Here is an 18,982-nt window from a genome sequence, read left to right on the forward strand (position 1 = left end):
AGGCGAACACCACACCACAAGAAATCGATCATGGGCCAATACAAGCGACTATGGTTCCTGCTGATCGCCGTGCTGGCGGTCACGTTTTCCCTGCTGGGCTACTTCGGCGTCGAGATCTACCGGCAGGCGCCGCCGACGCCCAAGCAGGTGGTCACTACCGAAGGCAAGACGCTCTTTAGCGGCGACGACATCCTCGACGGCCAGACGGCCTGGCAATCGGTGGGCGGCATGCAACTGGGCTCCATCTGGGGTCACGGCGCCTACCAGGCACCGGACTGGACAGCCGACTGGCTGCACCGCGAGCTGACCGCCTGGCTCGACCTGGGTGCGCAGAAGGATTACGGCAAGCCCTATGCGCAGCTCACGCCGGCACAGCAGGCCGGGTTGCGCGAGGAACTGCGCATGGAATATCGCGGCAACCGCACCGACGCCAATGGCGTCCTCACGGTTTCGCCGCGCCGCGCGCAGGCGATGGCCGAGGCCGCGAAGTACTACGACCAGCTCTTCTCCGACTCGCCCGCCCTGCACAAGACCCGCGAGAGCTTCGCCATGAAGGAGAACACGCTGCCGAGCGCGCAGCGTCGCGAGCAGCTCACCCACTTCTTTTTCTGGACCGCATGGGCGGCGGCCACCGAGCGTCCCGGCGCCACGGCCACCTACACCAACAACTGGCCGCACGAGCCCCTGATCGGCAACCAGCCGACCAGCGAGAACGTGGTGTGGTCGGTGGTCAGTGTGGTGGTGCTGCTCGCTGGTGTGGGCTTCCTGGTGTGGGCGTGGTCGTTCCTGCGCGGGGAAGACGAGCCGCTGCCAGCCGCGCCTGCGCGCGATCCACTGACGAGCGTTGCCCTCACGCCCTCGCAACGCGCACTGGGCAAGTACCTGTTCGTCGTGGTGGCGCTGTTCGGCTTCCAGGTGCTGCTGGGCGGCTTCACCGCGCACTACACGGTCGAAGGCCAGAAGTTCTACGGGATCGATCTTTCGCAGTGGTTCCCGTACTCGCTCACGCGTACCTGGCATATTCAGAGCGCACTGTTCTGGATTGCCACGGGCTTCCTGGCGGCGGGGCTGTTCCTCGCGCCGCTGATCAACGGCGGCAAGGACCCGAAGTATCAGAAGCTTGGCGTAGACGTGCTGTTCTGGGCGCTGATCGTCGTGGTGGTGGGCTCCTTCACCGGCAACTACCTCGCCATTGCGCAGAAGCTGCCGCCGGAGCTGAACTTCTGGCTCGGCCATCAGGGCTATGAGTATGTCGACCTCGGCCGCCTGTGGCAGATCGGCAAGTTCACCGGCATCCTGATCTGGCTGGTGCTGATGCTGCGTGGCGTGGTGCCGCCGCTGCTCAAGCGCGGGACCGATCGGAACCTGCTGGCGCTGCTGACCGCATCGGTCGGCGCCATTGGCCTCTTCTACGGTGCGGGCCTGTTCTATGGCGAGCGCACCAGCCTGACGGTGATGGAGTACTGGCGCTGGTGGGTGGTCCACCTGTGGGTGGAGGGCTTCTTCGAAGTGTTCGCCACCACGGCGCTGGCCTTTATCTTCTGCACGCTGGGTCTGGTGTCGCGCCGGATGGCAACCACCGCAAGCCTCGCCTCTGCCTCGCTCTTCATGCTTGGCGGCGTGCCGGGAACCTTCCACCATCTGTACTTCTCCGGCGCGACCACGCCCGTGATGGCCATCGGCGCGACATTCAGTGCGCTGGAAGTGGTGCCGCTGATCGTGCTCGGCCACGAAGCCTGGGAAAACTGGCGCCTGAAGGACCGCGCACCGTGGATGGCTGCCGTCAAATGGCCGTTGATGTTCTTTGTGGCGGTGGCGTTCTGGAACATGCTCGGTGCGGGGGTGTTCGGCTTCATGATCAATCCGCCGATTTCGCTGTACTACGTGCAGGGCCAGAACACGACGGCGGTGCACGCGCATGCCGCGCTGTTCGGGGTGTATGGCTTCCTCGCGCTGGGCTTCACGCTGCTGGTGCTGCGCTACATCCGCCCGGGCCATACGCTGAATGAGTCGTGGATGAAGGTTGCCTTCTGGGGCATGAACGCCGGGCTCGCGCTGATGATCGGGACCAGCCTGTTGCCGGTTGGCATCATCCAGTTCCTGGCCAGTGTCGAGTATGGGACGTGGTATTCGCGCAGCGAGGCGTTCATGCAGCAGCCGCTCCTGCAGACCTTGCGCTGGACGCGCACCTTCGGCGACGTTGTGTTCCTGGTGGGCGCGCTGACGCTGGTATGGCAAGTGGTGCTGGCACTCTTTGCCGGGAAGACCGCGGTGGCTGAGGGGGCCGTACAGCCAGCGTTGAACTGATAGTTGTAGCCTCTCCCCGTCTTTCGATGGGAGGGAGAACCCCGGTGTGCAATCGATCCCCTGCCGAAAGGCAGGGGATTTTTAGAGTTCATCGCCGATTTCCGGGGGAGAGCTCGTAGTCCGACGGCAGAGTTCGGCCAATCTCAGTCATCTGAGCCTCAGCCAATGAATGACGGAGCCATCCAAACAGCAGGTATTGAAGAAAAGCGTAGCTGCGCCGAGACACCATCGATCCGAGAGCTGCTGCTCCGTACCGGATCCACGTACGTCTCAAGTTGAGACCTCGATGCCACGCCCCGTCTCTCTGGTCCCCCGAATTGCGCAATCTCAAGACGATCAGCCAGATGGCGTGAGGGATGATTCCCGGATTGGGTCCAAGTGGTGCTTAGTGGCTTTTAGCGGACCTGAAGCCGGCAAGGATTTACACGGCAACACTCACGGCCAGGCCCTAGGCGTTCCGCCCGGCGATGCATCACGGTTTGCCGGAGGCAAGCTGCTTGTTGCGGTCGGTGAGAAACCGGATGAGCCCATCGACACCGCTTTGCTGGATCTTTTCGTTGAATTGCTGCCGATAGGTCGGAATCAGCCACGCGCCGAGCACGTTCAGGTCATACACGCGCCAGCCATGCGGCGATCTATACAGCCGATAGTCGATTTCCACGGGACCGTTGTCGCCTTCCGCGATCGTACGCACCACTGCATCGCTTTCTGTCGGCGCTATGCGCGACGGCGGATACTGGAATTTCTGGCCGGGCTTGAGCAGCGCGAGCGCTCCCGAATACGTGTGTATCAGTAGTTGTTTGAACTGCTCGACCACCTGGTCCTGTTGGTCGGGCGTCGCGGTGCGCCAGTGGCGGCCCATCGCAAACTGCGTTGTGCGGTGAATGTCGGTGTACGGGAGGATGTCGCGGTTCACGATATCCATGATGTGGGGCACATCGCCAGGCTTGACCGCCTGGTTTCGCACTTCATCCAGTATTTGCTGGGTCGCGCTTTCAATGAGGGTCTGCGGGTCGGTCTGATCGTTGATCTGCGTGGAGTGCGCGTCCTCGGGTGCACATATCAATCCGATCCCGGCCACGACGGCCATCGAGATGACGAGTGCACAACGGACGACGGTGCTTCGGCAAATATGCATCATTGCAGACCTCGCATTCGAGATTGTCCCAGCCGCCCGCGATGCGTGACGGCATGGCTCGCGGCCTCGACCAGCGGCTTCGCGTAGTGCGCCTGCAGTTCTGCATCCACGGCGCCGAAAGCCTCTTTCAGTTGATTGCGTCCCGCCTTAGTCATGGACATGAATACGGCTCACGACCTGGAGGTGCGCCTGCATTGCCCGCGGCCGAGGTAGTCTATGACCTATTTCACGTGGTGGCCAAGGACGGTAGATCCGGCACTTCACTGAAGGTCCGCATGAAGAAAGCGGCCGACTCAGTGGTGCTTAACCCAACGTCCGTTGAGGGTTGGGAAAAGACGATTGGCTAGCGGCGGGCCGAGGTCCGTTCCGGGTCGGGAAGAGCCGACCGGCGCTCGCTCTCGCAACACGCGTGCCGGGCACGCACAGGAGGCCCCCCCCCTCGCCACCCCAACTCCCAATCGCGCGCGCCGCAGTATTACTTCCAGCAACAGGGATGAGGCTGAGGATTTTTTGCGCAGCGGAGACGGCGTAATGATCTGCGAGGGGGCGGTGCGCTTCCCGTCTTCGCTAGGCAAGAAAGGCTTTGAGCTAAACCGCTCCGCGGGCAATGGCGTCCACGGGCATTGAATCATTGCACTTGATCAGCTTGCCAGAGAGGATCTTCGAAGTGGCGGAATGGAGTTCCGCATCGCACCCAGATGCGCGAGGTATCCCATTGCATGGGCTCGGCAACCGAGCCCATGCGGAGCGGGCGACGCATGGAAAGTCTCCGGCACGAGCGTCTTGGCAGTGTCGGCCCGAAGAGGCGTGCGCCGGCTAGCGACGCACGGACTGGCTATCATGCAGTTTCCCCCGGTGGTGCGCGTGGGGAAGCGCCGGGGCAACAGGCACTCGATGCAAAGCATGCGCCCCCGCGAGCAGACGCCAGAGTGGCCAGCGCTTGACATCGCGGCCGGCGCGAGCTTTGCTTGCGAAAGGAAGCGGCTCTCCAGTTATCGCCCATGTCCCCGCAGACGTCCCCTTTGCCCTCCGCCCGTACTTGGGCCCTCCACTGCACGCTCTTTCGCGGGCAGACGCCGCCGCGCGCCTGCCTTTACCTGCTCGCGGACCTGCGCCGGGGCGTCGCGTTGTCAGCCATACTGGCCGAGCAGCCGCTGGGTGGTGCCTTGGCCGCGTGGCTGGAAGCGGCCGCGATCGGCAGGCCCTCGCCACGGGCGCTGCAGTCGGCCGAGTTGCCCTCGGAGCAAGACCGGCGAGCTCTTTACGCGTGGATCGAGGCGCACGACGTTGTCCTGGAGCCGCAGAATCTGGGGGGGCGTTCCTGGAAGCCTGTCGATCAACTCTTGCACTCGGCGTGGGAAAGCCTCGGGCTGACGCCCGGCGCAGTCGGCGAGGTGCCGACCTGGGCCGGCGCGCAGCAGGGGCTGGAGCGCTGGTTTCGCGAACATTGTCAGCGCGTCAGCGGGGCGTGACACCGCGTGCAGGCGGCGTCAGCGCCCTGGGCTACCCCCGGTGGCACGGGTCGGCGCTAGCCGCTGCATGTCCTGAGCACCCGGCGGGCGCGACACAAGATCGGGACAAGTTCATGCCGCTCCAATCCTGACAACGCAGAGTTGCCCCCTTTGAGCGATGCGCATCAAACACGACAGTTCATGATCCATGAGCGCGGGCGCATCGGACAATGTTCACTGAGCACTCCACGCCTCTTGGCGGGACGAAGGCGCAGACTCGGTTTCCCCTTCACCTGAAAGGAGACCATCATGGAAACCGTCCCTCTCCACCCGAGTCGCCAAGTTCCATGGAACAAAGGAAGGCTGACGGGCCAGCGCAGCGTTTTCCGGGGTATATACGTTCTTGTGCGTGGTCTGTCCTTTTCGAGATGGGTGTGGTGAATCTGCCTGCGGCCCGCTTCCAGGCCACGGGGGCGTCATGACGTCGATCGCACGCCAGCCTGCGCAGCGAGCCAGGCATCGAAAGTCAGCAGGCCAGGCTGCCGTGCCCTCAGTGCAGAAATGTCGGCCGTGTAGCCGGCTTCGCCGAACCACTCAAACATCCTGCGAACGTCATAGGGGAGTGGCCGCAGCAGCCTGGGAACGGGGAACGGAAGTCCAGCCGACCAACCGTGGCGCTTGAAGGCCGTGACGATCTGCGCGCGGGTCAGCGCATCACCGGCGATTTCCTCGGCCTTGCCAATGAAGGCTTCGGGGTGCGCGAAAGCGTGCGCGACCCACTTGCCTATGTCGGCTGTGGCAATCATTTGCAGCGGCTTCCCCGTAGGGACATAGCTGCGCAACAGCGCCAGCAATACCATGCGCAAGGATGGCTTCACGAAGTTATCCAAGAAGAAGACCGGGCGAACGATGCTGGCGGGCAGGTCAAGATGGCGTATGTGTTCCTCGACACGCCACTTGCTATCGAAATGCGGCACACCCGAACGACGCTCGGTTCCACCCACGGACGAATAGATGAAGTGCGCCACTTCGGCAGCCCGTGCGGCATCAGCCACGGCGATGCCGCGCCGGATCTCGACTTCGCCGCCCTGGTCGGTTCCCTGCACGGAAAACACGCCATGCACATCGGCGAAGGCTGCTTGCAACGAAGCGGGGTTGTCCATGTCTGCGGCAACGACTTCGATGCCACTGGCAACCAGTCGGCGTGCCGTATCGGAATCGGGATTGCGGGATAGAGCGCGAACCTTCCAGCGGCCATCGGTGATAAGCGAGCGAGCTACCGCACCGCCTTGTTGTCCTGTGGCTCCCAGGACGACGATTGTTCTCAAGTTCATAGTATGCAAACCGACTGTTTTGATAGTATGAATATCGACTGCTTTATGAAATTGAACAAGTAGGATGAAAAAGAAGACCAGTATGAATACCCATACCAATCCCCCCGGAGTGCAGCACTGTCCGCCGACGGAAGCAGAACTGGACGAGTTCCGCCAAGCCATCGGTACGATCATCGGCAAATGGAAGGTCGAAATACTGTGGGTGTTGCTGGAAGGCCCGCTACGCTTCGGCCAGATACGCAAGGCGCTACCGGGAATCACCCAGCACATGCTCACGGCGCAACTCCGTGCGCTGGAAGCGGATGGACTGGTCAACCGGACTTCCTACGCGGAAATTCCGCCAAGGGTGGAATATGCACTAACGGATCATGCCCGCGCTCTTAAACCCATTTTCCTGGCATTGACAGAATGGGCGCGCCTGCCGCGCAATACCGGAAACTAAATGCAGGCGCGGCAATTAAAGGTGGTGTCATTTATTAAATAACTGCACATGACCACCTTCGATGAATCGGGCATGGATAGGGAGAATCTGCCGTCGCACGCCTACTTCGATGGCATCGGTGAATTACGCTGGATGTTCTCTTGTGCGTCGAATGCTTCTCTGGCGGCATCAATATCTGGAATATGATTGTTGGCCCAGTTCCCCAATGCGATTACCGGCTCTGTGAGCGAACGCCCAAGCGGTGTCAGTTCATGTGGCGGCATCACCGCATGAACCGTTCTTTTGATGAGGCCGTCGCGTTCCAGTCCACGCAAGCAAAGCGTCAGCATTCGCTGTGATATGCCATTGATAGCACGCTTGATTTCGGTAAATCGACGAGGGCCACCGGCTAAAAACATGATGATGAGAATGCTCCATTTCTCACCTACGCGGGCCACTGAAGCTGAACGAGATATGGGCGATTCGAACCCGGCTTCAGCTCACGTCGAACGTTCGCGAACTGGCGATGTTCAACCTTGCAGTTGACAGCAAGCTGCGTGCGTGCGACCTAACCCGCCTGCGCGTGCAGGACATCTGCGTAGGTAACCAGGTTGGTACCCGCGCAACGGTGATGCAGCAGAAAACTCAGCGTCCAGTACAGTTTGAGACCACCGAACAGACTCGCGAGAGCGTCCAATGTTGGATTCACGCCCGTGGACTCAAACTGTACGACTATCTCTTTCCGAGCTGCTTGCACGCATCACCGCACCTTTCGACTAGACAGTACGCGCGGATCGTCCATCGCTGGGTCGCCTCCATTGGCTTGGACGACTCAGTCTATGGAACTCATTCCATCCGACGCACCAAGGCATCACTGATCTACCGCCGCACGAAGAATCTGCGGGCCGTTCAACTGCTCCTTGGGCATACCGAGCTTGAGAGCACAGTGCGCTACCTTGGCATCGAAGTGGATGACGCACTCGAAATGGCGGAGCAAACCGAAGTGTAACCAGAGGCTTGGCCGGCGGGAGGCGCTTGCCGGCCATGACCGCTCAGTCGCGAACGACTCCTCATAGCCGACGTTCACCCCCGGGAAATCGCCCCGTCTCTCAGTGCAGGCGCTGTATGACCAGCCGCTAATCGTCTCAGATGTGAGGGATAGGACACGGACGATCGGAGATCTATGGCTAAAGTAATAGCTTTGAGGATCCAGGCCGCTTGCAGCGCCGCCATGGGTCCGTATTAACCCCATGCGTGAGGCGAAGCCGTGCACATCAAAATCATAAGAATGTTCGGCGCCATCGTTGGAGGATGCGTAACCTGCGCTGCTGCCTTTGCGCCGGCGTCCGTGGCGGCCCCGCGAGCGCCTTCATTGGAAGTAATCTGGTCAACACCAATCACCGGCGAAAAACCGCCTCCCGTCGGAACGACGTCTACTATCGAGACGGACACTGGACTCGTTTTATCTGAAGGCGCAATGCTGCCCGACGGGCGTGTTGTGTTCCTTGCCACGCAGATAACCCGGCAAGGACGCTCTCAAGTCTTGCTTATCGACGCTGAGCGAAGCGGACCTAACGCTGTTGTTGGCCTTAAGCTCGAACGCGTGCGCCCGCCGCCAAAGTCGAGTTGGCTGATGGGCCTACTAGTACACGAGGAAGCGCCAAGACAGCGAGTCATCGATGCACTGGCATTAGGACCCGACGAGGTTGTGTGGGTCGGTGGTGCAAGCAATAGCCATTTGGATATCGCAAGCGCGCCGCACAGCGATGCATATCTCGCGAAGCTCGACCGCGGCGGGAATCCCCTATGGGAGCGAACCTACGGTAACGATGGTCAGAAGGATATAGAGAGCATCGCGGCGATGCCGACCGGAGACGTGACAGTCTTGGGACATGACTTATCGAATGGCTGGCTGGCAAGGATCGCTGCGGATGGTCGGCTGGTGTGGGAGCGTCACCTCGGAAAGAGTGGTTGGAACCATGACAACGTAGTCGCATCGCTGCCCGAAGGTCGGCTCGTCGTCGTCGGTTTCGAGGCGACCAACCCCGGTGCAAACAAAGAAGACTTGAACTATCTGACGGCGTGGATACTAGACGGATCAGGCAAAGAACTGTCCAGGACGCGAGTCGGAACATTTAGCTCCGATATCGTGACTGCCTTTCCTTCGGTCGCTGTTACCAGAGATGCTGTCTATATCGCAACAAGCACGAGCAATCCATCCACTGAGAAATCCGTCGCAATCGCGCGAGTGGCGCTGGATGGCAGACTTCTTTGGAGTGCGGCGTTGCCCGACACCGCGCTCGTGGCAACGGGGAAAACCCCGAAATGGAAGAGTTGTCGACCTACGCTAGCAGCGCTTCCGAACGGGGATGCGATGGTCGCATGCGCTCTTGACGGTCAGATTCACCTGTACCAATTGGACAAAACATCGGGTGGCTATCAGGAAATGAACGTTCCTCTACCTGCTTGCCAAGCGGAGCACCCGGCAGCAGTGTTTCTGATGGTGCGCGACGGGGCAACTATGGTGCTGAGCGGAACGCGTCCCTATGGCAACGTCGGGCCGAATTGCACGTGGGTCGGTCGGCTTACAACAGCCAGATGAAGGAGGCATCCGACGCGGCCTACTAACATCCTTTCTTAGCGCCTACGGGTGTCTGCTTTTGCTAGACCCAAGGGTCCGCTTCGGGTCGGCAAGAGCCAGTGAGCAACCGGTCACATGCGCCAGCCTATATCTGACTTGCGCCTGGTCGCACGGCGGAAAAGCCAGGTTCGGGTTGACCCAACCATCGGCTGCCCTATAATTTAAGTGCTGACTGAGACACGCAGTGGCAAAGCGAAGGTAGGTCAGCAAGGCGATCATGTGTCCTAGATGGAATGTGATCGTGGCAGGTCGACAACCTGCAAGCCCGAACCGGATCAGGAACGCTGACCCGGTTCGGACGCATCAAGGGCTGAACGCGCCGAGCACCTGTAAAGGTGCTTTTTTGTTGGCCATCGATTGCGACCAGCGATCAGCCCGCCGATCAGGTGAAGGCCGCGCCGGTATCGCGACGAACCGCCGTCCGAGACCGGCCATAAGCGGTCAAAGCTACTAGAAGAATGAATGGTAGCTTTCGGATAAAGGGCCCTCCGCCTCGAGAGGGCGGACCGCTTAGGGGCCACCAAGCGCTCGGCAAACTTCCGACAAGTCCCGGACCGCGAGGTGAGCGTGCTTGGCGTCTTCGTCGGCCAGGGCATGGTTACCCTGCCGCAGCAACCAGCGCGCCTGCAGGCCCGCATTCAGGGCTCCCAGAACGTCGAGATGTAGGTCATCGCCCACGTGAAGCAACTCATTCGGAGGGACGTCGGCAGCTTTGGCAGCGGCGAGGAAGATGCCGGCCTCTGGCTTCGCAATACCGAGTGCCCGCGCGCTCAACGTGTCGCGGAAGAACTCGCTTCCTCCGGTGCGCCGGAGGTCAGCGTTACCGTTCGTTACCGCCACCAGAGGGAAGCGGGTGCTCAGCCAGGTGAGCGCCGGCCAGACGTCCTCGAAAAATTCCACTTCTTGCCGAGCACTGAAGAACACATCGTAGGCGGCGTCCGCCAGGGTCACATCGTCGCCTGAGAGGTCAAGCGCGTGTCGGATCGAGCCGATGCGTAGTGCCTGGAAGTTGCCTGCCAGGTCAGGGCGGGCAAGTTCGTAAGCATCACGAAGCCCTTTGAGTGCTTGTGGCGTTGGCAGGATGCCCGCCGTCTTCGGCGCGTGTGTAGTCAGCCACGCGTGGAGCGCCGCTTCCGCGCGCTCTACCGCCGGCTGAAAGGGCCACAGCGTGTCGTCCAGGTCGAACGAGATGGCGGAGACTTTCCTCAGGCGCATAGCGGCTGCAATGTCGGCTGCACAATCCGCAGATAGTCCGCGGAGTCGAGCACGATCGACCTGTCGAGTCGACCGGCGTTGAACGCGATTTCGCTGAAGGTAGCGGTGAGGCCCGGGTCTACGATCAAGTCAATCCGGGAGGAGAATGTGAAGGGAGGGATTGCCCCGATGACGCAACCGGTTTCCCGCTCCGCTTCCCCCGCGGAAGCCAGCGTTGCCTTCTTGATGCCGGCGGCCGTTGCGACCTTCTTGAAGTCCAGCTTCCTGTCTCCCGGCAGGATGGCGAGAATCAGGTGCTGATCATCGTCCTTGCTCTTGCAGAGCATGGCCTTCGCGCCTTGCCCTGGTTCCGTTCCGCGAACTGCCGCGACAAGGTCGGAGCGTCCTTCCGACGGGTGCTCGATGACTCGAAAATTTGCGCCTTCTCGGTCAAGCAAGGAGACTAGGTTTTCGTAGAGAGTAGACATGACATTCAGCAAGCCGTGGTTCCGCATCGGCCGCAAGAAACAACGGGGCCCGTCTGCCCATGGAGACTGGCCAAGAAACATCAGACAGCGACAAGCGAACAGAATCGCTCGAGGTCAATGTTACCGCCGCTGATCAGAACGCCGACGCGCTTGCCTTTAAGCTCGTCCTTTCTGTTCAGCGCCGCGGCCAGACCGAGGCAACCTGTCGACTCGACGACCATCTTCATGCGTGTGGCAAAGAACTTCATCGCGCTGACGAGTTCGTCATCAGAAGCGGTCAGGATATCGTTCACGTCGCGTTGAATGATGCCGAACGTGTAGTTTCCCAAATGCTGCGTCTGGGCGCCGTCCGCAATGGTCTTTGGCGTTTCGATATGGACAATGGAGCCGCTGCGCAGCGACTGCTGGCCATCATTGCCAGCCTCGGGTTCAACGCCGTACAAAACACATTGTGGCGACAGCGCTCGTGTTGACAGCGCCGTTCCAGAAAGCAGTCCGCCTCCGCCGAGCGGAACAAACAGATAATCCAGTTGGCCGACTTCTTCAAAGAGCTCCTTAGCTGCCGTACCTTGTCCCGCCAGCACGTCGGGGTGGTCGTAGGATGGAATCAATGTCAGCCCGTGCTCCTGCGCTAGACGACGACCAATGGCTTCACGGTCCTCCGTGTACCGGTCATAGTAGACAACATTGGCGCCGTAACCTTTGGTCGCGGCCACCTTGGCGGCTGGCGCATCGTGCGGCATCACGATGGTTGCTGGCATCGCGAGAAGCTTTGCCGACAGCGCAATCCCCTGGGCATGGTTACCTGAAGAAAATGCCACTACGCCGGCCCGGCGTTGCACTGGCGAAAACTTCGACAGTGCATTAAAGGCGCCTCGAAACTTGAAAGCACCCGTTCTCTGGAAGTTCTCGCACTTGAGAAATACCTCGGCGCCGATGAGTTCGTTAAGCGTGCGTGAGGTCTGAACAGGAGTGCGATTCGCAACGCCGGCGACGCGCGCCGCAGCGTCTTCAACGTCTGCGTAGGTTGGGAGAACGAAAGTATTCATGTGTATTCCGCTAATCAGGTGTTGATCTACCAAGGCCATGCAACGCGGGTTCCGGTGCCCTTTTCCACAGCCTGCTGGTACAGGAAACGCGCAACCGTCAGGTCTTGTAGCGCGAGGCCTGTCATGTCGAATACGGTGATGTCGCCTTTGGCGCGCTCAAACCGTACCTTGTTGCTCAGGATGTCGCCAATTTCAATGATTGCCACGTCGGACGCCCACTGACATTCACCAATCGTGCGTGCTTGCTCATAGTCGTCGACAACCACGCGTGCTCGCTGGAGTACGCCGTCAGGTAGTTCGCGCTTGCCGGCCGTGTCTGCACCGACGCAGGTGAGATGGGTGCCTGGGCGCACCGCATCTGCGTCGAATAACGCGGCTCCACCCGGTGTCGCTGTAATGACCACGTCACTATTGGAAACGGCGTCATTGCGGTCCCGTGCCACGCCGATGCTACAAACTTCACGGAACGACTCTTCAAACTCAAGCTCGGGTTGGCCCGTGAGGCTGACGTATTGCACGGTGCAGCGTTGCGGCAGCATCCTCAACGCGTATCGCAGTTGCACCTTAGCCTGGACGCCAGTGCCGAAGATGCAGATTCGAGTGCTCTCCTGCCGCGCAAGGGTCTGTAGGCCTATGCCGCCAGCCGCTCCCGTTCGTGCGGTCGTAATGCCGTTTCCGTCCATGATGCAGAGCGGCCGTCCGGTGTGCGGGTCGAACAGTGCGACGGTCGCCTGGTGAGGCTCTCCGCCAAGCGCGCGGTTACTGGGCCAAAAGCCGGCAGCCTTGAAACCCAGAAGGTCCTGGTCTGCTACATCGCCGGATTTGATGCCGAACACCCCACCGGTGTGGAGCTTTTCACGGACAACCGGGAATACTCTTCCCGCTCGCTGACTGTGCAGCGTGAAAGCTTCGCGCACGGCAGCGAGAACCGAGTCGCCTTGGAGAGCAGGCTCGACTGTGTCCCGGTCGAGCAGAAGGAGTTGGGCGTCTGTAGGCATGGGATGGAACAGTGAAATCTGGAACTGGAGAAGGCCCGCCATTGGTGATGCTGGGCGGGCATCCACTAGAAAAGTATGTCTAATATTAGACATACTGTCAATATTTCAGCAGCGTGAGACGGGTGGCTAACAATCCTGCCTCAGGAAGGTTGAACATCGGCAGGACGGCCGCGACCACCACAAGCGCCCCACGCGGGACGGCAGCCATGCCCTTGCTGCTGACCATGAGGATGAGCAGCATCGTGATTTGCGTGCCGATACTCCACGGGTTCACACTGGACGCACCAAGTGCCCTTACAATACGATCAAAGCTAGACAAAACGTCCAACATGAGTAAAGGGAAACTTACGGCAGAACAACAGGCCATACTCGAGCAGGTCAAGCAGATTGCCGCGGGCCTTGGAGAGACGTTGGCACCATTTACGGAGGTCGTGCTGCACGACCTGCGCTCGCCGAAGCAAGCGATTCTTGCCATTCACAACAACCTGTCGGGGAGACAAGTTGGTGACCCGGCGACCGAATTGGGCCTGGCCCGAATTTCGGACGACAACTATCCGCAAGTCATCGCCAACTATGCCAACCGCTTCGCGGACGGTCGGCAGGCCAAGAGCACTTCCATCGGTATCAAGGATTCCGATGGTCACTATTTCGCGTCCCTTTGCCTGAATGTGGACGTTACGCTGTTCCGGAATATCACGACACTCTTAGAGCAGTTCTCGCTGCCCAAGAGCGATGTCATGAAGGAATCGCTCGACCCGTCTACGGCTGACTCCATCCGGGAGCGGATCGACCGGTTTGCTGTGGGTCTCGCGACGACTCCTCAGGCGCTTCGCACAGACCAGCGCAAGGCGCTGATGCTTGCACTCCGGGAAGAGGGCTATCTGGACTTGCGGCGCTCCATGGAGACGGTCGCCCAGCATCTGGGCGTCTCGCGGGCAACCGTCTACAACGACGCAAAGTGAAGTGAGGCCGCGAGCGCGGCCTCACTTCATCGACTACCAGCCATAAAACCTTGGCCACGCCTGGGCTGACTTCCGCTATGGGTCGTTCTGCGACCCTTCAAAGAATCTCAGTCACCCCGCAAATCGGCGATGAACCATTTTTAATTCACCGGCCATGATGACCGGCGCGTTCTTGGAATCGAAACGCCGGAGTCCGACATGATCCGGGACGAGGTGGAGGGGGCGCGGAGTTGGCTAACGCTTGCAGGATGTACCATACTCCAGCGATAAACTTTGGCTCGGCTCTCAATCCCTTACCTTTGGACCTCTGCCATGAAGCTATACCGCATTGCTGTCTTGGCCTTCGTGCTCTCGGGATGTGCCATGAACCAAGGCGCACCAAGCAATGCGCCTGCGGCGCGCACGGAAACCTGTAAGGCCACGTCAGAGCCGGAGATTGCGGCGTTGTTTGATCGATGGAATCAGTCACTGCTGACAGGCGATCCACACAAGGTGGTGGCCAACTATGCAGAACGGTCCATTCTTCTGCCGACGCTATCCAACAAGCCTCGCCTGACAGTCGCAGAGAAAGAGGACTATTTCCATCACTTCCTGCAAGACCGTCCGTCCGGGAAGATTGACTTCCGCAGCATTGAACTGGGATGCAACTCTGCAGTTGATTCCGGGCTCTACACATTCACCTTCGCAAAAACGGGAGCCGTCACTAAAGCCCGCTTTACCTACACCTATCGCTGGGATGGTGCGCAATGGCTAATTACGAGCCATCACTCGTCGCTCATGCCGGAGAAGAAGTAAGGCAGGCGTAGGCCCCAGTTTCGGATGCAAGGCAGGCCTGACACGCGCCGCTGCTGCACGCGTCAGTCCGGTCCCACCGCAGCAGGACTGCACGCGCGGACAATGGTCTCGACCAGCGCCGCCAGTTCCCCGTCCCGCTCGGCCGCCTCCACCTCGAACAGCTCGAACACCCCCGCGCCGCGCAGCGTGGCGAAGACCATTGCCGCAAAGCCCTTCGGATGCGGATGGTGTGCTTTCAGCTCGGGAAACACTTCGAGCAGCTTGGCAAAAAAGGCTTGGTCCTCGCTGGCGCGCTTGGCGTCGATGCGCTCGAACAACGTGGGCGTGGACTTGGCGCCGAAGAACAGGCTCCAGGCCGTCAGATAGTGCCGGGCCCCGAAGATGTGGTGCCAGGCCCGATTGACGAAGGCCTCGGCACGCTCGCGCAAGGGCTGTGCAGGGTCCGGCCAAACGCTGCCCTGGTCACCGAGCGGCTCCATCACTTCCTCGACCAACCGCTCCAGCAAGGCATCGCGATTCTGGAAGTGGTGCTGCAAGGCGCCGAGCGACACCTCCGCGCCGCGCGCGATGGCCTGGAGTGTGGCGGCCTTGAACCCCTCCTCGCGCAGCAGGTGCAGGGCTGACTCAATGATCTTGCGCTGCGTTGCCTCAACTCTTTCGTTCTGGGGTGTGCGCCCTCGCCGCTGCGTGGCCGACGTGCTCATATCCTTGCCTTCGTAGACTGCAAACTGTGATGATAGATGCCTTCGATTGCCCTGCGCCATCCGTAGGATCGCGGCTCCGCTGAGCGGCGCTTGCCGGGCCTGACCCGGCACGGCGCCAAGCCAAGCCCGCCGTGCGCGAAGAGGCGTTGCCGCCTCGCGCCCTCCCCGCCGCAAGCCAGTCCGCGCGGCGTCGCCCGGTTCCGGGCCACCCCTGCCGTTACTCCAATTACTCCAATTGGCCCCGCGCTGTCCATCGGTACAATCAATATACAATAATATTTTATTGTTGTTATATTTAAGGGAACCGATGACCAACGCAAGCCCGTTGCAGGGCCTGGACGCCACATGTCGCACCGCATAGACCGCCTTCCCAACGATGACCGCACCAATGGCTGGAGTGCCTTGCTGCCCACGCGGGAACCCAAGCCGGCACTGGCCGGGCAATGGGATGCCGATTGGGTCATCATCGGCGCCGGCTACGCGGGCCTGGCCGCCGCCCGCCGGCTGGCCACCCTGCAGCCCGCCGCCTCGATCGCCGTGGTCGAGGCGGGCACGGTGGGCGAGAACGCCTCCGGCCGCAACTCCGGCTTCGCCATCGACCTGCCCCACGCGCCCGGCACCTCGGCCGCCTCGATTGCGCAAGGGCGCGACGCCATCCGCGTCAACCGCTTCGCCGTCGGGGAATTGAACCGGCTGATCGCCGAGCACCGCATCGCCTGCGACTGGCGGCCGGACGGGCGCTACCACGCCGCCGTCACCCCGCAGGTCTCGGCCACGGCGCTGAAGACCTACGCCGCCCAACTCGATGCCTGGGGCGAGCCCTACGAATGGCTGGCGCGCGCCGACATCGAGCAGCGCCTGGGCACCCGCTACTACGACGCGGCCGTCTACACGCCGGGCACCTACCTGATGAATCCTGCAGCCCTGGTGCGCGGGCTGGCCGACAGCCTGCCCCCGCAGGTGCAGCTGTTCGAACGCTCGCCCGTCATCGAGGTGCAGTTCGACGGGCCCGCCCGCTACATCCGCACGGAACAAGGCCGGATCCGCTTCGGCAAGCTGATCGTCGCGGTCAACGCCTTCTCGCAATCGTTCGGCATCCTCAAGGAACGGCAGGTGCCGATGCTGCTGTTCGCCAGCCTGACCAAGCCGCTGAACGCCGCGCAACGGAAGCTGCTGGGCACCGACACCGCCTGGGGCATCACGCCGGCGCACGGCGTGGCCGGCTCCACGCTGCGGCTCACCAGCGACCAGCGCCTGATGATCCGCCAGGGCTTCGAACACTCCCCGACGCTGCGCACCACCGAGACGCGCCGTACCGGCGCCAGGGCAATGCACCTGCAACTGCTGCGGCAGCGCTTTCCGCAACTGGCGGATCTCGAGCTGGAGCACTTCTGGATGGGCTGGCTGGCCATCTCGCACAACCATGCGCCCGCCTTCGGCCAGGTAGGCAACCACGTCTATGCGGCGTCCTGCTGCAACGGCTCCGGCGTGGTGCGCCACACCGCCGCCGGCACGCTGATCGCCGACCTGGCGCTGGGCGAGCGCAACCCCTTGATCGACGACTTCCTGGTCCAGGGCAAGGCCAGCTATATCCCGCCGCGCCCGCTGCGCGACCTAGGCATCGCGCTCACGCTCGGCTGGGACATCTGGCGGGGACGGGCGGAGCGATAAGGCCGGCCCGCCATTCGACAAACCCATTCCTTTATCCACCACACACGCGAGGAGACATCGCAATGCCATCCATCCGACTGATTCCCGGCAGCGCCATCGAAACCAAGGACCGCGGCGGCGCCGCCAACGGCGTGGCCGAGATCGCCTGGGCCATCCGCGACGACCAAGGCGCCGCCCTGCCCTGCGGCTTCGGCCACTGGGACGAGGCGCTGTGCGAGCCCAAGACGCTGACCTACGACGAAGTGATCCTGGTGCTGGAAGGCAGCTTCGGCGTCGAAGCCAGCGACGGCACGCGCGTCGAAGGCAGGCCCGGCGACGTGATCGAACTGCGCAAGGGCGCCACGGTGAAGTACTTCGGCAGCAAGGCCAAGCTCTTCTTCGTCACCAACTGAGCCATGTAAAGCACCAGATCATGCAAAGCGCCTCCCTCTCCCCGCAGCTCGAGCGCAAGCTCAAGAACCGCCATATCCAGCTCATCGCCCTGGGCGGCACCATCGGCACCGGATTGTTCCTCGGCTCCGCCGGCATCATCGAACTGGCCGGCCCCGCCGTCCTGCTGGGCTACGCCATCGGCGGCCTGATCATCTTCCTGATCATGCGCTTCCTGGGCGAAATGCTGGTCGAAGAACCCAACGCCGGCTCCTTCAGCTACTTCGCCAACCGCTACATCGGCCGCTTCGCCGGCTTCCTGTCCGGCTGGAACTGCGTCGCGCTCTACGTACTGGTCGGCATGCTGGAGCTGACGGCCGTCGGCAAGTTCGTCCAGTTCTGGTGGCCGGACATCCCCACCTGGGTCACCGCCGCCGTCTGCTTCGTGCTGATCAACGCCGTCAACTTCATCAACGTCAAGGCCTACGGCGAGTTCGAGTTCTGGTTCGCCCTGATCAAGATCGCCGCCGTGCTCGCCATGATCGCCGCCGGCGCCTGGCTGCTGGCTGGCACCGACCACCCCGGCCAGACCGTGAGCAACCTCTGGACGCACGGCGGCTTCTTCCCCCACGGCATCTCGGGCCTGGTGATGTCCTTCGCCTTCATCATGTTCGCCTTCGGCGGCGTGGAAATGCTCGGCTTCGCCGCCGCCGAGACCGACCAGCCGCGCAGAGTCATCCCCAAGGCCATCAACCAGCTCATCTATCGCGTGCTGGTCTTCTACATCGGCTCCATGGCCGTGCTGCTCTCGCTCACACGCTGGAACCACCTCGTCGCCCAACTACGCGCAAGCGGCGACACCTACAGCAGCAGCCCCTTCGTGCTCGTCTTCGCCGGCCTGGGCGAACACCTGGCCGCCAACGTGCTGAACTTCGTCATCCTCACCGCCACGCTGTCGGTCTACAACAGCATGGTCTACAGCTCCAGCCGCCTGCTCTACGGCATGGCCGCCGAAGGCAATGCGCCCAAGTCACTGATGCAGGTGAACAAGCGCGGTGTGCCAGTGCGCGCCATCGTCTATCCCGGCATTTTTACGGCGCTGTGTGTGGTGCTGAACTATGTGGCACCGACTGGTGTGATCGAGCTGCTGATGTCGCTGATCGTGGCTGCGCTCGTCATTACCTGGGTGACTATCATCGTGGCGCATTTGCGTTTTCGCCGGGCGGCTGATGCCGGGAATACGCAGCCGCGCTTTCGCGCGCCGCTCACACCGTTGTCCAACTATCTATGCCTGGCCGCGATGGCGTTGGTGGTGGGCGTGATGTTGCTGACGCCGGCCATTCGAGGATCGGCGCTGGCGATACCGGTTTGGGTGTTAGTGGTGTATGGGGTGTATCGGCTGGTGCCGCTGGTGAGTGGCGGGCCGGTGGTGGGAGCTATCGGGCGGATTGATTGATCAG

The 18,982-nt window shown here is 61.6% G+C and carries 18 protein-coding genes and 3 pseudogenes; 11 read left to right on the top strand and 10 right to left on the bottom strand.

The window, feature by feature from the left end; translation table 11 throughout:
* The first annotated feature begins 30 nt into the window (after positions 1-30).
* Positions 31-2,307 (top strand): nitric-oxide reductase large subunit, encoded by a 2,277-nt coding sequence (locus AC1Z3O_RS32815; RefSeq protein WP_483521178.1) that lies wholly within the window; start codon positions 31-33, stop codon positions 2,305-2,307.
* Positions 2,308-2,779: 472 nt separating this feature from the next.
* Here AC1Z3O_RS32815 and AC1Z3O_RS32820 read toward each other — a convergent pair whose 3' ends face one another.
* The gene (locus AC1Z3O_RS32820; protein WP_483521179.1) at positions 2,780-3,448 is read right to left on the bottom strand and encodes an MlaC/ttg2D family ABC transporter substrate-binding protein; all 669 of its coding nucleotides are present in this window, start codon (positions 3,446-3,448) and stop codon (positions 2,780-2,782) included.
* On the bottom strand, positions 3,445-3,606 hold the full coding sequence (locus AC1Z3O_RS32825) for a hypothetical protein (protein ID WP_483522160.1): 162 nt from the start codon (positions 3,604-3,606) through the stop codon (positions 3,445-3,447). Before AC1Z3O_RS32825 ends, AC1Z3O_RS32820 begins: the two co-directional genes overlap by 4 nt.
* Between AC1Z3O_RS32825 and AC1Z3O_RS32830 the strand changes: the two are divergent.
* Together AC1Z3O_RS32830 and AC1Z3O_RS32835 are read left to right on the top strand one after the other, a co-directional pair.
* A pseudogene (locus tag AC1Z3O_RS32830) lies at positions 3,590-3,732 on the top strand (transposase); the annotation flags it as partial. The gene AC1Z3O_RS32825 and the pseudogene AC1Z3O_RS32830 sit on opposite strands and share 17 nt — an antisense overlap.
* 714 nt (positions 3,733-4,446) lie before the next feature.
* Positions 4,447-4,917 (top strand): hypothetical protein, encoded by a 471-nt coding sequence (locus AC1Z3O_RS32835; protein WP_483521181.1) that lies wholly within the window; start codon positions 4,447-4,449, stop codon positions 4,915-4,917.
* 455 nt (positions 4,918-5,372) lie between these two features.
* On the opposite strand, the gene AC1Z3O_RS32840 is transcribed toward AC1Z3O_RS32835, so the two are convergent.
* Entirely contained in the window at positions 5,373-6,224 is an 852-nt protein-coding gene (locus AC1Z3O_RS32840; RefSeq protein ID WP_483521183.1) for an NmrA/HSCARG family protein, read from the bottom strand.
* 70 nt (positions 6,225-6,294) lie between these two features.
* On the opposite strand from AC1Z3O_RS32840, the gene AC1Z3O_RS32845 reads away from it, so the two are divergent.
* Positions 6,295-6,672, top strand: a complete 378-nt coding sequence (locus AC1Z3O_RS32845; protein WP_483521184.1) for a winged helix-turn-helix transcriptional regulator — start codon at positions 6,295-6,297, stop codon at positions 6,670-6,672.
* 101 nt (positions 6,673-6,773) lie between these two features.
* Here AC1Z3O_RS32845 and AC1Z3O_RS32850 read toward each other — a convergent pair whose 3' ends face one another.
* The gene (locus tag AC1Z3O_RS32850) at positions 6,774-7,109 is read right to left on the bottom strand and encodes a winged helix-turn-helix transcriptional regulator (RefSeq protein ID WP_483521186.1); all 336 of its coding nucleotides are present in this window, start codon (positions 7,107-7,109) and stop codon (positions 6,774-6,776) included.
* Between AC1Z3O_RS32850 and AC1Z3O_RS32855 the strand changes: the two are divergent.
* Together AC1Z3O_RS32855 and AC1Z3O_RS32860 are read left to right on the top strand one after the other, a co-directional pair.
* Positions 7,106-7,660, top strand: a pseudogene (locus tag AC1Z3O_RS32855) (tyrosine-type recombinase/integrase); the annotation flags it as partial. The gene AC1Z3O_RS32850 and the pseudogene AC1Z3O_RS32855 sit on opposite strands and share 4 nt — an antisense overlap.
* 363 nt (positions 7,661-8,023) lie before the next feature.
* On the top strand, positions 8,024-9,253 hold the full coding sequence (locus AC1Z3O_RS32860; protein ID WP_483521188.1) for a hypothetical protein: 1,230 nt from the start codon (positions 8,024-8,026) through the stop codon (positions 9,251-9,253).
* 549 nt (positions 9,254-9,802) lie between these two features.
* Here the strand turns inward: AC1Z3O_RS32860 and AC1Z3O_RS32865 are convergent.
* The 5 genes and pseudogenes from AC1Z3O_RS32865 to AC1Z3O_RS32885 form a co-directional block, all read right to left on the bottom strand.
* The gene (locus tag AC1Z3O_RS32865; RefSeq protein WP_483521190.1) at positions 9,803-10,507 is read right to left on the bottom strand and encodes an HAD family hydrolase; all 705 of its coding nucleotides are present in this window, start codon (positions 10,505-10,507) and stop codon (positions 9,803-9,805) included.
* Entirely contained in the window at positions 10,498-10,974 is a 477-nt protein-coding gene (locus AC1Z3O_RS32870; RefSeq protein ID WP_483521192.1) for a YbaK/prolyl-tRNA synthetase associated domain-containing protein, read from the bottom strand. The genes AC1Z3O_RS32865 and AC1Z3O_RS32870 overlap by 10 nt, the downstream gene beginning before the upstream one ends.
* Before the next feature lie 80 nt (positions 10,975-11,054).
* Positions 11,055-12,023, bottom strand: coding sequence for a threo-3-hydroxy-L-aspartate ammonia-lyase (locus tag AC1Z3O_RS32875; RefSeq protein WP_483521194.1), 969 nt, complete (start codon positions 12,021-12,023; stop codon positions 11,055-11,057).
* Positions 12,024-12,049: 26 nt separating this feature from the next.
* Complete coding sequence (locus AC1Z3O_RS32880) at positions 12,050-13,021, bottom strand: ornithine cyclodeaminase family protein (protein WP_483522120.1); 972 nt, start codon at positions 13,019-13,021, stop codon at positions 12,050-12,052.
* A gap of 127 nt (positions 13,022-13,148) precedes the next feature.
* Positions 13,149-13,283: pseudogene (locus AC1Z3O_RS32885) on the bottom strand (cation:dicarboxylate symporter family transporter); the annotation flags it as partial.
* 67 nt (positions 13,284-13,350) lie between these two features.
* Between AC1Z3O_RS32885 and AC1Z3O_RS32890 the strand changes: the two are divergent.
* Positions 13,351-13,983 carry a helix-turn-helix transcriptional regulator gene (locus AC1Z3O_RS32890; protein WP_483521196.1) on the top strand — a complete coding sequence of 211 codons (633 nt, stop codon included), beginning with the start codon at positions 13,351-13,353 and terminating at the stop codon, positions 13,981-13,983.
* A gap of 312 nt (positions 13,984-14,295) precedes the next feature.
* The gene (locus AC1Z3O_RS32895; protein ID WP_483521197.1) at positions 14,296-14,778 is read left to right on the top strand and encodes a DUF4440 domain-containing protein; all 483 of its coding nucleotides are present in this window, start codon (positions 14,296-14,298) and stop codon (positions 14,776-14,778) included.
* 62 nt (positions 14,779-14,840) lie between these two features.
* Here the strand turns inward: AC1Z3O_RS32895 and AC1Z3O_RS32900 are convergent, their stop codons facing one another.
* Positions 14,841-15,542 carry a TetR/AcrR family transcriptional regulator gene (locus tag AC1Z3O_RS32900; RefSeq protein ID WP_483521199.1) on the bottom strand — a complete coding sequence of 234 codons (702 nt, stop codon included), beginning with the start codon at positions 15,540-15,542 and terminating at the stop codon, positions 14,841-14,843.
* A gap of 285 nt (positions 15,543-15,827) precedes the next feature.
* Between AC1Z3O_RS32900 and AC1Z3O_RS32905 the strand changes: the two genes are divergently transcribed.
* From AC1Z3O_RS32905 to AC1Z3O_RS32915, 3 genes are all read left to right on the top strand, one after another.
* Positions 15,828-17,153, top strand: coding sequence for an NAD(P)/FAD-dependent oxidoreductase (locus AC1Z3O_RS32905; protein ID WP_483521201.1), 1,326 nt, complete (start codon positions 15,828-15,830; stop codon positions 17,151-17,153).
* A 62-nt stretch (positions 17,154-17,215) separates the two neighbouring features.
* Positions 17,216-17,545 (top strand): hypothetical protein, encoded by a 330-nt coding sequence (locus tag AC1Z3O_RS32910; RefSeq protein WP_483521203.1) that lies wholly within the window; start codon positions 17,216-17,218, stop codon positions 17,543-17,545.
* Between the two features lie 20 nt (positions 17,546-17,565).
* The gene (locus AC1Z3O_RS32915; protein ID WP_483521205.1) at positions 17,566-18,978 is read left to right on the top strand and encodes an amino acid permease; all 1,413 of its coding nucleotides are present in this window, start codon (positions 17,566-17,568) and stop codon (positions 18,976-18,978) included.
* Positions 18,979-18,982 lie beyond the last annotated feature (4 nt).

The sequence above is a fragment of the Cupriavidus sp. 09_S30 genome (assembly GCF_056930435.1).

Coding starts and splice junctions, on each gene's coding strand:
- AC1Z3O_RS32815 (WP_483521178.1), top strand. CDS start 31: ATGGGCCAATACAAGCGACTATGGTTCCTGCTGATCGCCGTGCTGGCG.
- AC1Z3O_RS32820 (WP_483521179.1), bottom strand. CDS start 3,448: ATGATGCATATTTGCCGAAGCACCGTCGTCCGTTGTGCACTCGTCATC.
- AC1Z3O_RS32825 (WP_483522160.1), bottom strand. CDS start 3,606: ATGTCCATGACTAAGGCGGGACGCAATCAACTGAAAGAGGCTTTCGGC.
- AC1Z3O_RS32835 (WP_483521181.1), top strand. CDS start 4,447: ATGTCCCCGCAGACGTCCCCTTTGCCCTCCGCCCGTACTTGGGCCCTC.
- AC1Z3O_RS32845 (WP_483521184.1), top strand. CDS start 6,295: ATGAAAAAGAAGACCAGTATGAATACCCATACCAATCCCCCCGGAGTG.
- AC1Z3O_RS32865 (WP_483521190.1), bottom strand. CDS start 10,507: ATGCGCCTGAGGAAAGTCTCCGCCATCTCGTTCGACCTGGACGACACG.
- AC1Z3O_RS32870 (WP_483521192.1), bottom strand. CDS start 10,974: ATGTCTACTCTCTACGAAAACCTAGTCTCCTTGCTTGACCGAGAAGGC.
- AC1Z3O_RS32875 (WP_483521194.1), bottom strand. CDS start 12,023: ATGAATACTTTCGTTCTCCCAACCTACGCAGACGTTGAAGACGCTGCG.
- AC1Z3O_RS32880 (WP_483522120.1), bottom strand. CDS start 13,021: ATGCCTACAGACGCCCAACTCCTTCTGCTCGACCGGGACACAGTCGAG.
- AC1Z3O_RS32890 (WP_483521196.1), top strand. CDS start 13,351: ATGAGTAAAGGGAAACTTACGGCAGAACAACAGGCCATACTCGAGCAG.
- AC1Z3O_RS32895 (WP_483521197.1), top strand. CDS start 14,296: ATGAAGCTATACCGCATTGCTGTCTTGGCCTTCGTGCTCTCGGGATGT.
- AC1Z3O_RS32900 (WP_483521199.1), bottom strand. CDS start 15,542: ATGGCGCAGGGCAATCGAAGGCATCTATCATCACAGTTTGCAGTCTAC.
- AC1Z3O_RS32905 (WP_483521201.1), top strand. CDS start 15,828: ATGTCGCACCGCATAGACCGCCTTCCCAACGATGACCGCACCAATGGC.
- AC1Z3O_RS32910 (WP_483521203.1), top strand. CDS start 17,216: ATGCCATCCATCCGACTGATTCCCGGCAGCGCCATCGAAACCAAGGAC.
- AC1Z3O_RS32915 (WP_483521205.1), top strand. CDS start 17,566: ATGCAAAGCGCCTCCCTCTCCCCGCAGCTCGAGCGCAAGCTCAAGAAC.